The organism is Actinoplanes sp. NPDC019969 (genome assembly GCF_055562375.1).
The window spans coordinates 538065-551018 of the sequence record NZ_JBVHFK010000002.1; the positions used below are offsets into that span (position 1 = coordinate 538065).

Genomic DNA, 12954 nt, shown 5'->3' on the forward strand with positions numbered 1-12954 from the left:
TCATCGATCGAGTCCGCATCGACGTTGAGCACCTTCGGCACGTCATTTACTGTTCGGCTATGCGAAGCAGCAAGATCACCTGGGCGATCGTGGCCGGCGCCGTCCTGGCCCTGATCGCCGGAGTGGGCGTCGCCATCGCGGTCAACCGGAGATCGTCGCCCGCGCCGACGGCGGCGGCGCCGGCCACCACCGTCTCCGCGACCGCCTCGGCGAGCGCTGCCGCACCCGCCCCGAGCAGCACACCAGCGCCCGGCGCGGACATCAGGGGGCCGCTCGACCTGGTGCTGATCGGCGTGGACACCCGGGTGAGCGTCCCGGGCTGGGAGCCGCACGCCGACACGATCATGCTGTTGCACGTGGAAGCCGATCTGAAGTCGGCATACCTCTATTCGCTTCCCCGCGATCTCCGGGTGCAGATCCCGGCGTACAAGAAATCGGGTTTCCCCGGCGGCAAGCACAAGATCACCGAAGCGATGAGCCGTGGCTCGCGGATCCCCGGATCCAACCGGAAAAGCGTCGAGCAGGGCTACGAACTGCTCACGCGCACGCTCAGCGGGTACACCGGGATCAAGACCTTCCAGGCCGGCGCGATCCTCAATTTCGGCGGCCTCGACGGACTGGTCAACAAACTCGGCGGCATCGAGATGGTGATCGACCAGAAGGTGACGTCCAAGCACCGCCGGCCGGACGGTTCGATGCGAACGTTGTCCGGCGGCGACTACGTCGGGCCGCAGGCCATCTACCAGCCCGGAAAACGCAAGCTGGTCGGCTGGCAGGCGATCGACTACGCGAGGCAGCGGTACGGCCTGCCGAACGGTGACTACGACCGCCAGCGCCACCAGCGGCAGATGGTCCGGGCGATCCTGGACCGGGCGCTCGACGTCGGCCTCACCGACCGGAACCGGCTCGGCCCGATGATCACGTCGCTGGGCGGCTCGCTGGTCTACATCGGCGGCCGTACGCCGTTCGAGTACGCCTACGCCCTCCGCAACCTCGCCCCGAACCGGATCACCACCGTCACCCTGCCCGGCGCCGGGGTCGGCAGCGGCGGCGGCTACCTCGGCGAACAGCTCAAACCGGAGGGTGTGGGCTTCGTCCGGGCGCTGGCGAAGGGCGCACATGTCGCCTATCTGAGGTCGCACCCCAAACTGGTCGACAGGGTTTAGACGTAACCTCGGTGGCATGAAGCGACGGGGCTACGGGCTGATCCTGCTGCTGGTGCTGTCCGGCTGCACCACGGGCACCGACGAGAAACCCGCTCCGACTGCCAGCTTCGGCCCCGGCGCCGACGGCGCGGGGGATCCCTATTTCCCGAAGTACGGCAACGGCGGCTACGACGTCGCCGGCTACGACCTGGCGCTGCGCTACGACCCGCCGTCCGGCGAGCTGGACGGCACCGCCACCATCACCGCGACCGCCACCCAGGCGCTGTCCCGGTTCAACCTGGACCTGGCCGCGCTCACCGTCTCCGCGGTCACCGTCGACGGCGCCGCCGCGACCGCCGCCAGGGAAGGCGCCGAACTGGTGATCACCCCGGCCACCGGCATCCCGTCCGGCCGGGCCTTCACCGTCGTGGTGACCTACCGCGGGGTTCCCATGCCGCTGAACAACGACACTCTGGGCGTCAGCGGCTGGCTCAAGTCCGGCGCGGGCGCCATCGCGCTGGGCCAGCCGGAGTCGGCGAGCACCTGGTTCCCGGTCAACGACCACCCGTCCGACAAGGCGACGTTCCGGCTCGCGATGACCGTCCCGGACGGTCTCGAGGTGCTCAGCAACGGCGTCCCCGGCAAGCGCGAGACCGCGGCCGGCAAGACCACGTGGCGCTGGGCCGAGGAGTCGCCGATGGCGAGTTACCTGGCCACCGTCGTGATCGGGCAGTACCGGATCACCACCGGCACGCACGCCGGCCGGCCGATGATCACCGCGGTCCCCGAGTCGATGGGCGCCAACGGCCCGGCCGCGCGCTCCCTGGCCCGCACCGGCGAGATCACCGACTTCCTGGAGACGCAGTTCGGGCCGTACCCCTTCACGGCCAACGGCGGCGTGGTCGTCGACGAGGAGCAGATCCGCTACGCGCTGGAGACACAGTCCCGCCCGGTCTACGGCAACTCGTTCTTCCTCGGCGGCGAGAACACCGGCGTCGTCGCCCACGAACTCGCCCACCAGTGGTTCGGCGACAGCCTCGCCCTCGACCGCTGGCAGGACATCTGGCTCAACGAGGGCTTCGCGACCTACGCCGAGTGGCTCTGGTCCGAGAAATCCGGCGACGAGACCGCGCAGGAGCTCTTCGAGGACGCCTACGCCAGCTTCAACTGGTCCGAGACACCCGGCGACCCCACCCCGGAACGCCTCTTCGGCGCCGCCGTCTACCAGCGCGGCGGCATGACCGTGCACGCGCTCCGCGAGACCATCGGCGACGACGCCTTCTTCAAGCTGGTCAAGTCCTGGACCGCCGACCATCGCGACGGCAACGTGACGACCGCCCAGTTCATCCAGGCCGCCGAGACCGCCGCCGGCAAGGACCTCGGCAGCTTCTTCGAGGCCTGGCTCAACGGCACCACCAAACCCCCGAAACCCTGACCTCGGTACGCCGTACAAAAAGCCCCGCCCACCCCGGCACTGGCCGGGGCGGGCGGGGAAGTCACTCAGGCCCGGTCGAGGACCAAGGCGACCTTCTGGAACTCCTTGACGTCGCGGTAACCGCACTTGGCCATCGCGCGCTTCAGGCCACCGAAGAGGTTCAGCTGGCCGTTCGGGCTGTTGGCCGGCCCGTACAGAACCTCTTCGAGCGTCCCGTCCGGCTCGCCGGCGATGCAGAAGCCGCCCCGCGGCAGCGCCGGGTGCGACGCCGCCGAGTGCCACCACGCGCCACCGGCCGGAGCGCCCGCGGCCAGCGACAGCGGCTCACCGAGCATCACCGCGTCCGCGCCGCAGGCGATCGCCTTGGCGATGTCACCGGAGGTGGCCAGGCCGCCGTCGGCGATCAGGTGCACGTACCGCCCGCCGGTCTCGTCCAGGTAGTCCCGGCGGGCCGCCGCGGCGTCGGCGATCGCGGTGGCCATCGGCACCCGGATCCCGAGGACCGTGTCGGTGGTCGACCACTCGTCGGCGCCGACCCCGACGATCACACCGGCCGCGCCGGTCCGCATCAGGTGCAGGGCCGTCTTGTAGTCGGTGCAGCCGCCCACGATGACCGGCAGGTCCAGGTCGGCGATGAACTCCTTGAGGTTCAGCGGCTCGTCGGTCGTCGACACGTGCTCGGCCGAGACCAGCGTGCCCTGGATCACCAGCAGGTCGACGCCCGCGTCCAGCACCACCGGGGCGAGCGCCAGGGTGTGCTGCGGCGACACCCGGACCGCGGTGGTGACACCGGACGCGCGGATCTGCCGCACCCGCTCGGCGATCAGGTCCGGCTTGATCGGCTCGGCGTAGACCTCCTGCAGGCGCCGGGTCGCGTCGGCGTCCTCGTCGAGCGAGGCCAGCTCCTCCAGGATCTTGCTGGGGTCCTCGTACCGCGTCCAGAGACCCTCGGCGTTGAGCACGCCCAGGCCACCGAGGCGGCCCAGGGCGATCACCGACTCGGGGCTCTGGGTGGCGTCCGACGGGTGCGCGACGCAGGGGATCTTGAACGGGTACGCGTCGAGCTTCCACTCGGTCGACACGTCGTCCACGTCCCGGGTGCGACGGCTCGGAACGATGGCGATGTCATCCAGGTGGTAACCGCGCTGGGCGGTCTTGCCGAGGCCGATCTCCACTACGTCACGCATGACTGTCCGGTTTCCTTTAGCGGGAGTGGTAGTTAGGAGCCTCGACGGTCATCTGGATGTCGTGCGGGTGGCTCTCCTTGAGCCCGGCCGCCGTGATCCGGATGAGCTGTCCCCGCTCCTGCAGGTCGGGGATGGTCTCCGCGCCCACGTAGCCCATGGCCGCGCGCAGCCCGCCGATGAGCTGGTGCGCCACCCTGGACAGAGGACCACGATAGGGCACCTGACCCTCGACGCCCTCGGGGACCAGCTTGTCCTCGTTCACATCCTGCTGGAAGTAACGGTCCTTCGAGTACGACTTCGCCTGACCACGGGACTGCATGGCGCCCAGCGAACCCATCCCCCGGTACGACTTGAACTGCTTGCCGTTCACGAAGATCAGCTCGCCGGGGCTCTCCTCCGAACCCGCCAGCAGGCTGCCCAGCATCACGGTGCTCGCGCCGGCCACGATCGCCTTCGCGATGTCGCCGCTGTACTGGATGCCGCCGTCACCGATCACCGGGACACCGGCCGGAGCACAGGCCCGGGACGCCTCCATGATCGCGGTTATCTGCGGCACGCCCACGCCCGCGACGATCCGGGTGGTGCAGATCGCGCCCGGGCCGACACCCACCTTCACCGCGTCGGCGCCGGCCTCGACCAGCGCCTTCGCGCCCGCGTAGGTCGCCACGTTGCCGCCCACGATGTCGATCGTGACGTCCTTCTTCAGACGCGCCACCATCTCCAGCACCGCCCGCTGATGGCCGTGCGCGGTATCCACGATCACCACGTCCACCCCGGCGTCGACCAGAGCACGGGCGCGCTTGTACGAGTCGTCGCCGACACCGACCGCGGCGGCCACCCGGAGCCGGCCCTGCGGGTCCTTCGCCGCGTTCGGGTACTGCTCCGACTTCGTGAAGTCCTTCACCGTGATCAGGCCGCGCAGGTGACCGCCCTCGTCGACCAGCGGCAGCTTCTCCACCTTGTGCCGGCTCAGCAGCGCCAGCGCCTCGTCCTTCGACACCCCGACCGGGGCGGTGATCAGCGGCGCCTTGGTCATCACGTCGCGGACCTTGGCGTCGAAGTCACTGACGAACCGCATGTCCCGGTTGGTCACGATGCCGACCAGCACACCCTGCGCGTCCACCACCGGGGCGCCGGAGATCCGGTAACGCCCGCAGAGCGCGTCCACCTGCCGCAGCGTGTCGTCCGGCCCACAGGTGATCGGGTTGGTGATCATGCCCGACTCGGAACGCTTCACCAGGTCCACCTGGCTCGCCTGGTCCTCGACCGAGAGATTGCGGTGCAGAACGCCGATGCCACCCTGCCGCGCCATGGCGATCGCCATCCGCGCCTCGGTGACCGTGTCCATCCCCGCCGACAGCAGCGGAATGGAGAGCTCGACGTTGCGTGTCAGGCGCGTGACCGTATTGACCCGGCTCGGCACCACATCCGACTCACCGGGCTGCAGCAGCACGTCGTCGAAGGTGAGACCGAGAGGAACGGTGCGGGCGCTGTCAGTTTCCACAAATCATCCCTAGAGAAGAGGCGGAGTTCATCATCCTACCCATCCCACAGCGGCCACCCGGCTGGCGGACAGAACGTGCGGGCCAGCACACCCACGCTCGAGGTGAGTACGGTATGAGGGTGCAAGATGAGCCGATCGACCCGTTCAACGGCGACCCGACCGACCCGGCCGCCGGACTCGACGACCTCAACGAGGACGCCGAGTCCGAACCGCTGACCGAGGACGAGCGGCAGGATGTCCTGGAAGACCTCTCCGACCTGGAGATCTACCAGGCGCTGCTCAGTCCGACGGGAATCCGCGGGCTGGTGATCGAGTGCGAGGACTGCCACGAGCCGCACTACTTCGACTGGGACCTGCTCCGGGGCAACCTGCGCCATCTGCTGAGCAGCGGACGGCCGCGGGTGCACGAGCCGGCCTACGACCCGGACCCCGACCACTACGTCACGTGGGAGTACGCCCGCGGCTACGCCGACGGCGTCCACGACACCCTCACCGAGGGCAACGACGACGACAGCTGAGCGGCGGGCGGCCTCACGCGGGGGAAGAGGTGGCGCGGTTGGCTCACCCCCGGGACAGGCGTGCTGGCTTGCTCACCCGTGGGCTCGGGCATCCGTATTTCTCGCGCTTCTGAGCTGGCTTCGCTTCGCTCCGCGGCAAAATGCCTTGTAACCGGTGTCGAGCCAGGCGGCATTTTGCTGACCGCTCCGTGGCCACGCGCACTCTTGAAGACTACGGGGTAAAACCGCTGCCTATCCTGGGTGAGCCGAGCCGGCGACCTCGCCCATGCGTGAGTCGAGTACGGCCCCGACTGGCCGGGTGATCTTGTGCACTTGGTGCCGGAACGAAGCGCACAAGATTGGCGGCTGCCGGGTGACCTCGGTGGTCAGTCATTGATGACCGTCGTGCACGGGCTCGCCCCGATCGAGAGATTGCGGGCGTGAACAACCGGGGGGAAGGCTCCGGGGTGGGCTGACCAGTCAGGAAGCAGCCGGCCAGCCCACCTCGTATCAGGCGACCAGCCCGGCCCGGAATCCCGCCGCCACCGCATGAGCGCGGTCGCGGGCCCCGAGTTTCCGGAACAACCGTCGAGCGTGCGTCTTCACGGTGTCCTCGGACACGAACAACTCCCTGCCGATCTCGGCGTTGCTCTTGCCGTCGGCCATGCCGCGCAGGACCTGGAGTTCGCGTTCGGTGAGGGTGAGGCGGCGGCCGGCCGGTGCCGCCTCGCCCATGCCGACGCCGGCTTCGTTGCCGGGCCAGGCGACCATCGGGCGGCCGGTGGCCGGATCGATGGGCGCGTCGCCGCGCTGTGCGGGGACCATCGGCGCGTTGGGCCCGATCATGGCGGGGACGGCGGCGGCGTTGGATACGCCGAGGCCGCCGGGCCCGTTGTGGTACTGGCCACGGGTCGCCGGGGAGTTGTTGTTGCGGACGCCGCCGGCGACGGTGGCCGGTTGCGCGTTGGCGCCGTTTATCGGCATGCCCTGGGGGCGCACCGGGAGCAGCAGCAGGAGCAGCGCCTTCGCCACGACGCTGACGAGGTCGTGTTCGACGCCGCGGATGACACCACGGGCGCCGGCGGCGACTGCCGCCGCCGCGACTCGCGGGTCTTCCGCGCCGAAGAGCACCACTTGTGCCTGGGGGGCGCGGGCCAGGACGCGCCGGGTGAACCCGACGCTGTCAGGCCGGGTCACAGCGGTGTCGGCCAGGACCACTTCGGCCGGCCGTTCCGCCAGTCGGATCATGGCCTCGGTCTCGCTGACCGCGGTCCGGACGACGCCGGTCATGCCGAGCCGGGCCGCGGTGGACGCGACGGTCTGGGCCGCCAGCGGGGTTCGGACGCACACGAGGACGGTACGCACAGTGATCCTCCTTCTCTCTCAGAGGAGATCACGCGAGGGCCGCAGCATTACGCGCTTTAGATGGAAAAAACGGGAAAGAAAGGTATGACTTGCCACCGCTTTGCCATACCGGTCGCGAAGACATCGACATGTTGCGTGTGAGCCTGGGGTTGCCTGGGTACACCCGCGAAAGGCCTGACCCAGGCCCCTCACGACGAACGCTCCGCGGTGCCGCGCGGGAGGAGGGTGTTGATGTCGAACGTTCGCAGACTGCCCGGTCCCATTGCCGATCTCTGGGATTGGCAGCGACTGGGTCTCTGCCGGGGCCGGGACAGTGCGCAGTTCTTCCACCCCGACGGCGAGCGCGGGTCGTCCCGCAGTCGCCGCGAGGCGAAGGCCAAGACCATGTGCGGCGCGTGCCCGGTCCGGGCGGAGTGCGCCGCGCACGCCCTCGCGGTTCGCGAGCCGTACGGTGTCTGGGGAGGTTTCAGCGAATCGGAGCGGCTGCGGCTGCTCGCGGTCGGCTGGGAAGACCTTGCCGATCGTCACGGACGGGTCGACCTGCTCCGGCTCGAGGCGCGCCTCGGCCGGCCCCACAAGACGGCGGTGCCCGCGCAACGGCAGGCACCGGCGGCCTGACGCCGCCCGGCACGCGGCATCACCAGACGGCTTCCGGCACGGTCCTCCATGGAGGGCCGTGTCGCGTGGTTCAGCGGTTCTTCAACCGCATTGGTGGACATGCAAGCCACCGTATGAGCGACTTGCTTTTTCGAGTCGGACCGAAAGTGCGGCTTTCCGCTACGCGATCTCGATGTTCACCTGATGCCATCCCGTCGCGCCGTCGGGGGCGGGCGGCGCCTCGTCGGGGGTCTGGGTCACCCCATCGAGATCGGTCGCCCGTACCCGCAAGGTGTGCTGACCGGTGGAAGCCGTCCAGGTCAGGCTCCACTGGCGCCAGGTGTCGGCGGACGCCGCCGGGGCCAGCCGGGCTTCCTGCCACGGACCCTCGTCGACCTGCACCTCGACCTTGGCGATGCCCCGATGTGTCGCCCATGCGACGCCGGCGACCACCACCGGCCCGGCGGGTTTGACGGCGCCGGCGCGCGGGCTGTCGATTCGTGACTGCGTCTTGACCCGGGCTTGCGCCGACCAGCCGCGCGGCACCCAGTAGGCGTCGAAGTCCACGAATCGAGTCAATTCGATCTCGGTGATCCATTTGCAGGCGGACACGTACCCGTAGAGTCCGGGAACGATCATCCGTACGGGGAACCCGTGCGGGACCGGCAGCGGTTCACCGTTCATCCCGATCGCGAGCAGCGCGTCCCGCCCGTCCCGGAGCACCGCCGTCGGCGTACCGCAGGTCCAGCCGTCCACCGAACGCTGCACCACCTGGTCGGCGCCGGGCAGCGGATCCGCCTCGTCGAGCAGCGCCTTGATCGGTGTGCCCAGCCAGCGCGCGGTGCCGATCAGGTCGCCACCGACCTCGTTCGACACGCAGGCGATCGTCACGTGCCGCTCGATCATCGGCCGTCTCAGCAGCTCTTCCCAGGTGATCGTGATCGGGTTCCGGACCATCCCGTGAATCCGCAGCTCCCACGTCGCCGGGTCCACCTGCGGGGTGACCAGGGCGGTGTCGATCCGGTAGAAATCACGGTTCGGCGTGACGAACGGCACCGCCTCCGGCACCTGCACCCCCGCCGGCAGCACCGGCGCGGTCTCCACGGCCACCGGCAACGCGACGCTCTCCCGAGCCGCCGTCACCGCGCGGCGTGAGGTCAGCAGCCTGCCGCCAACCCCCGCGAGGGCGGCCACACCAGCAACGATGCCAAGATCACGGAGGAAGCGGCGACGGCTTTCCTGAATTTGGTACGGGCCACTCCCGCCCCGCTCGCCGAAAGAGGCCGTTCGACCCACCCCGGCATTCGCATCCCGTTCCCCCGGCCCGGCCGCCCCGGACACCGCTCCCGCCGATCCAGCAGCGCCAGCCGCTCCCACAGCTCCCGCCGATCCAGCAGCGCCAGCCGCTCCCACAGCTCCCGCCGATCCAGCAGCGCCAGCCGCTCGCGCCGCTCCGGCCGCTCCCGCTGCGCCAGGCGGCGTCGCGGACACCGATCCCGCCGGCCCGGAAGCCGATCCCGCCGCTCCCGCTGCGCCCGCCGCCGTCCCGGAAACCGGTTCGGTCGTGACCGCTACTGGTACCGGGTCCGGCGCGGCCGTCTGCGCCAGGCGTGAGAGATGCCGCAGCACCAGCACCGCCACAGCCGCCCCCATCAGCGACGGAACCACCGCCGCCGGTCCCGCTCCCGGCCGGGTCAGCGCCGCGCCGGCCCCCACCAGCCCGAACAGCGCGATCCCCCCGGCCGCCCACGCCCACCGCCGCCGGGCGAGCAGCCCGACCCCGTAGGCGTACGCCGCCAGCAACACGACCGTCCCCACCAGCAACGCCGTCTTGTCGTACACGCCGAACACCGCGATGCCGAAGTCCTTCACCGGCGCCGGCACGTGATCGACGACCACCCCACCGACCGCGACCAGGGGCGACGACCGCTCCCCGGTCCCCGCCGCGACCAGCTCGGCGACACCCAGTGCGGCCGCGGCCGCCCCCACACCGGCGAGCCCGGCCCGTATCGATGGCTTCACCGCACCATCCTGCCTCGCCGTCCACCCACCCACGTACGCCCGCACACCCCAGCGCCCGTTTGTTCCTCGTTCCGTAAGAAGCCGTCGCCCAGACCCGCTACCCCCGGTTCAAAACCGCCCTCAACGACGGCCCACCCACCCCAGCCGTCGCCCAGACCCGCTACCGGCGGCGGATAACGAGCCCCAACGACGGCCGACAGGTCCGCAACCGGTAGCCCACCACCAGCCGTCGCCCAGACCGGCTACTGGCAGCGGATAACGAGCCCCAACGACGGCCGACAGGTCCGCAACCGGTAGCCCACCACCAGCCGTCGCCCAGACCGGCTACCGGCAGCGGATAACCAGCCCCAACGACGGCCGACAGGTCCGCAACCGGTAGCCCACCAGCCCCAACGACAGCCCACCAACCCCAGCCGTCGCCCAAGCCCGCTACCGCCAGCTCACAACCAGCCCCAACGACGGCCGGCGAAACCGCGGCAGGAGCGGGCGGGCTGGGTAGGCGACGGCGACGGCGACGGCGACGGCGACGGCGACGGCGACGAGAAACACCACATCGATCAGTGGGGGCACGGCGTGCGGCATGGATCGCCGACCTCGATGCGGTGCGCCGATGTCAGTCGTGACCTGGCGCACGCCGGGAGCGGCGGCGGGCGCGCAGCTCCGCGGCCGCGTCGACGGCCAGCCGGCCGGCGAAGGTGCCGAAGAGGATGCTGGCCGCCGCGACCAGGGCGTATTCGCCGAGGTCGGTGAGGGCGCCGGAACCGTGCCGGGCGCTCTCGGCGATCATCTCGGCCAGCACCCACAGGCCGCCGGCCACCACGAACACCGCGAACGTGCCGGCCAGCAGCAGGGTCAGCAGCGGCCGCCAGCCCTCGCGCGGGGTGCCGGTGGCGGCGGGCCGGGGCTGGGGGATCCGGTCCCGCGCGCGGGGTGGCATCTCGATCCGGAGCCGGGCCGGGATCCACGCGTCGACGTCGCGTACCGCCCGTTCCGCGTCCCGGTAGAGGGTGGGTTCGACCCGGGCCATCACCGCGTCCTGGCCGATCAGTTGCCGGGCGCCGTCCGGCCAGGCGAGCAGGGCGGCGCAGGAGTCGTAGCGGACGGTGCCGACCACGTCCCCCTCGATCACGCTGATGCCCTGGTCGCCGCTGATCAGGCGCAGCCGGCGGTCACCACGGCCGCGATGGACCCGGCCGGGCAGCACCGCGTCGGACATCTCCGGGGCGGGCAGGTACCCGGCCCAGTCGGCGCGGACCCGGCCCGGGGTCATCAGCAGGCCGGCGTTGTAGGCGGCGGCCGCGACCTCGGCCACCTCGGCGGCGGTGACCGCGCCGACCTCGGTGAGCGCGTCGTCGAGGGTCTGCACCTCGCGGCCGGAGAGCAGGTTGAACGCCTGGCCGGGGAGCCGGGCGCCGCGGGCCTCCGCGGTACGCAGCCCGTCGCAGGTCAGTTTGACCACGGCGTCGACCTCGTCGGTGTCGATCCGGCCGGCCCGCATCGCGGCCAGCACGTCGATCAGCCCGCCGAGCGCGGCTTCCCGCTGGTCCGGGGTGGTTTCGAGGACGGCCAGGATGCGGGCGGTGCCGTCGGCGCGGGGCTCGTACTCGGTGCGGGCCGACGTCACGACGCCGTCGCCGTCGCGCAGGTCGTTGAGGATCCGGCGTTCCAGGACGTTGGCGAAGACCGCGGCGGCGGCCTCCCGGCGGACCACGGTGTCCCAGCCGGGCGCGCCGTCACCGGGGAAGCAGGCCGGGGTGGCCGGAAGCACGGTGACGGCCTCGGGCGCGGGCCGGCGGCTGCCGGACGGAAGGTCCAGCCGCAGGCCATCGGACGGAGGGTCGGGGCGGAGACCACCGGACGGAAGGTCCAGGCGCAGGCTGTCGGGGAGTTCCCCGGCCACCCAGAGAGCGGCGTTCTCCCTGGTGAAGTACGTGGTGATCCACTCCTGGACCTGCTCGGCGGTGAGGCCGGGCAGCGCCCACTCGGGGTAGCTGGCGACGCCGTAGCCGCGGGCGCCGTACCGCCACATCGGCAGCGGGTCGCGGTCCCGGGCGGCGGCCATCCGCTCCCGGGCGGCGGCGATCCGGTCGGCCGGCGGGTTACGCAGGGCGGCGCACACCCCGGTGAGGAAGCCGGCGATCTCGGTGGCCGTACCGCTGAAGTGGAAGGACGTGTGCTCGGGCCCGAGCGTGCCGCTGCCCTCGGTGACCAGATGCCGGACCAGCCGGGTGATGCCGCGCAGCGGCAGGGTCTCGTCCGCCGTGCCGACCCGGAAGACCAGGCCGGCGTGCATCGGGCCGTCCGCCGGCGCCAGCAGTGCCGGCACCCCGTCGACCTCGTGCCGCGTGATCACTGCTCGCCTCCCGACGCCCGCTTGCGATACCTGCTGATCACCGTGGCCGGGTTGCCGAGGCGCTCCCAGGGCCACGCCGAATCGAAATCCCCGAGCGAGGCGAACAACGAGGCCGCGGCCGTCCGGTCGCCGAGCAGGGCGAACGCCATGGCGAACGTGCTGGTCGCCTGAACCCAGCCGTGGGTGCGGCGGAACTCCGGGTGCCGGACCGAGCGGTCGGCGGCCTCGGTGATCTCGGCGCGGACGCGAGCGGCGGTGAGGTGGCGGCGGTCGCCGGAGAGGTGCCGGTCGAGGTGGTGCTCGGCGATCAGGACCGGGTTGAGGGCGCCTGGCGTGGCCTCGGCGGCTGCCGTACGGGCGAACGCGTGGGCCGCGCCGGGGTCACGGGCGCCGAGGTGGCGCAGGTAGGCGGACTGGCCGGGCAGGTGGTGCGGGTCGATCGCGGCGAGCCGGTGATAGCGGCGGCGGGTTTCGGACGGGCCGAGGCCGAGGTGGTGGGCGGTGCCGAGGCGGGCCGTCCAGATCGCCGGGTCGTACGGGCTGCGGGCGGCGGCGTCGACGAGGATCCGCTCGGCTTCCGGCGTACCCCCGAGGTTTCGGCCCAGAAGCGCGCCCGCGGCGCCGTCGGCCGGATCGCCGCGCAGCACGCCGCGGAGGAAGTCCGCGACGCCGTCGGCGTCGGCGGCGACCGTGGTGAGGCAGGTGCGTTCCACCGGTTCGGCGGCGTCCAGGATCTCCCGGCAGGCGGGCCAGTCCCCGGAGTCCAGGGCGGTGCGCAGGGCGGCGATCCGGGGGTACGCGGCTGCCGGGTCCAGAACCGGTTGACGCGGGAGCATGGCGGGCAGCATA

Annotated in this window: 10 protein-coding genes; 4 read left to right on the forward strand and 6 right to left on the reverse strand. The window is 71.3% G+C overall.

Features of this window, described 5'->3' with window-relative positions; genetic code table 11:
* Positions 1-59 precede the first annotated feature (59 nt).
* The gene (locus ACZ3II_RS08955; protein ID WP_465517053.1) at positions 60-1166 is read left to right on the forward strand and encodes an LCP family protein; all 1107 of its coding nucleotides are present in this window, start codon (positions 60-62) and stop codon (positions 1164-1166) included.
* Positions 1167-1182: 16 nt separating this feature from the next.
* The gene (locus ACZ3II_RS08960; protein WP_465517054.1) at positions 1183-2580 is read left to right on the forward strand and encodes a M1 family metallopeptidase; all 1398 of its coding nucleotides are present in this window, start codon (positions 1183-1185) and stop codon (positions 2578-2580) included.
* Positions 2581-2645: 65 nt separating this feature from the next.
* Here the strand turns inward: ACZ3II_RS08960 and ACZ3II_RS08965 are convergent, their stop codons facing one another.
* Together ACZ3II_RS08965 and guaB are read right to left on the reverse strand one after the other, a co-directional pair.
* Positions 2646-3767: a GuaB3 family IMP dehydrogenase-related protein gene (locus tag ACZ3II_RS08965; protein ID WP_465517055.1), complete on the reverse strand. Its 1122-nt coding sequence runs from the start codon at positions 3765-3767 to the stop codon at positions 2646-2648.
* Positions 3768-3783: 16 nt separating this feature from the next.
* The gene (guaB, locus tag ACZ3II_RS08970) at positions 3784-5271 is read right to left on the reverse strand and encodes an IMP dehydrogenase (protein ID WP_465517056.1); all 1488 of its coding nucleotides are present in this window, start codon (positions 5269-5271) and stop codon (positions 3784-3786) included.
* Positions 5272-5390: 119 nt separating this feature from the next.
* Here guaB and ACZ3II_RS08975 point away from each other — a divergent pair, with 119 nt between their 5' ends.
* A complete protein-coding gene (locus ACZ3II_RS08975) occupies positions 5391-5789 on the forward strand; it encodes a DUF5319 domain-containing protein (RefSeq protein ID WP_465517057.1) in 399 nt (132 codons plus the stop codon).
* 489 nt (positions 5790-6278) lie between these two features.
* On the opposite strand, the gene ACZ3II_RS08980 is transcribed toward ACZ3II_RS08975, so the two are convergent.
* A complete protein-coding gene (locus ACZ3II_RS08980) occupies positions 6279-7133 on the reverse strand; it encodes a response regulator transcription factor (protein WP_465517058.1) in 855 nt (284 codons plus the stop codon).
* 231 nt (positions 7134-7364) lie between these two features.
* Here ACZ3II_RS08980 and ACZ3II_RS08985 point away from each other — a divergent pair, with 231 nt between their 5' ends.
* Complete coding sequence (locus ACZ3II_RS08985; RefSeq protein WP_043531275.1) at positions 7365-7751, forward strand: WhiB family transcriptional regulator; 387 nt, start codon at positions 7365-7367, stop codon at positions 7749-7751.
* A 159-nt stretch (positions 7752-7910) separates the two neighbouring features.
* Here the strand turns inward: ACZ3II_RS08985 and ACZ3II_RS08990 are convergent, their stop codons facing one another.
* The 3 genes from ACZ3II_RS08990 to ACZ3II_RS09000 form a co-directional block, all read right to left on the reverse strand.
* On the reverse strand, positions 7911-9383 hold the full coding sequence (locus tag ACZ3II_RS08990; protein WP_465517256.1) for a molybdopterin-dependent oxidoreductase: 1473 nt from the start codon (positions 9381-9383) through the stop codon (positions 7911-7913).
* Between the two features lie 982 nt (positions 9384-10365).
* The gene (locus tag ACZ3II_RS08995) at positions 10366-12105 is read right to left on the reverse strand and encodes a peptidase M16 family protein (RefSeq protein WP_465517059.1); all 1740 of its coding nucleotides are present in this window, start codon (positions 12103-12105) and stop codon (positions 10366-10368) included.
* Positions 12102-12941 carry a hypothetical protein gene (locus tag ACZ3II_RS09000; RefSeq protein WP_465517060.1) on the reverse strand — a complete coding sequence of 280 codons (840 nt, stop codon included), beginning with the start codon at positions 12939-12941 and terminating at the stop codon, positions 12102-12104. Before ACZ3II_RS09000 ends, ACZ3II_RS08995 begins: the two co-directional genes overlap by 4 nt.
* Between the last annotated feature and the right edge of the window lie 13 nt (positions 12942-12954).

Coding starts and splice junctions, on each gene's coding strand:
- ACZ3II_RS08955 (WP_465517053.1), top strand. CDS start 60: ATGCGAAGCAGCAAGATCACCTGGGCGATCGTGGCCGGCGCCGTCCTG.
- ACZ3II_RS08960 (WP_465517054.1), top strand. CDS start 1,183: ATGAAGCGACGGGGCTACGGGCTGATCCTGCTGCTGGTGCTGTCCGGC.
- ACZ3II_RS08965 (WP_465517055.1), bottom strand. CDS start 3,767: ATGCGTGACGTAGTGGAGATCGGCCTCGGCAAGACCGCCCAGCGCGGT.
- ACZ3II_RS08985 (WP_043531275.1), top strand. CDS start 7,365: ATGTCGAACGTTCGCAGACTGCCCGGTCCCATTGCCGATCTCTGGGAT.
- ACZ3II_RS08990 (WP_465517256.1), bottom strand. CDS start 9,383: ATGGGGGCGGCTGTGGCGGTGCTGGTGCTGCGGCATCTCTCACGCCTG.
- ACZ3II_RS09000 (WP_465517060.1), bottom strand. CDS start 12,941: ATGCTCCCGCGTCAACCGGTTCTGGACCCGGCAGCCGCGTACCCCCGG.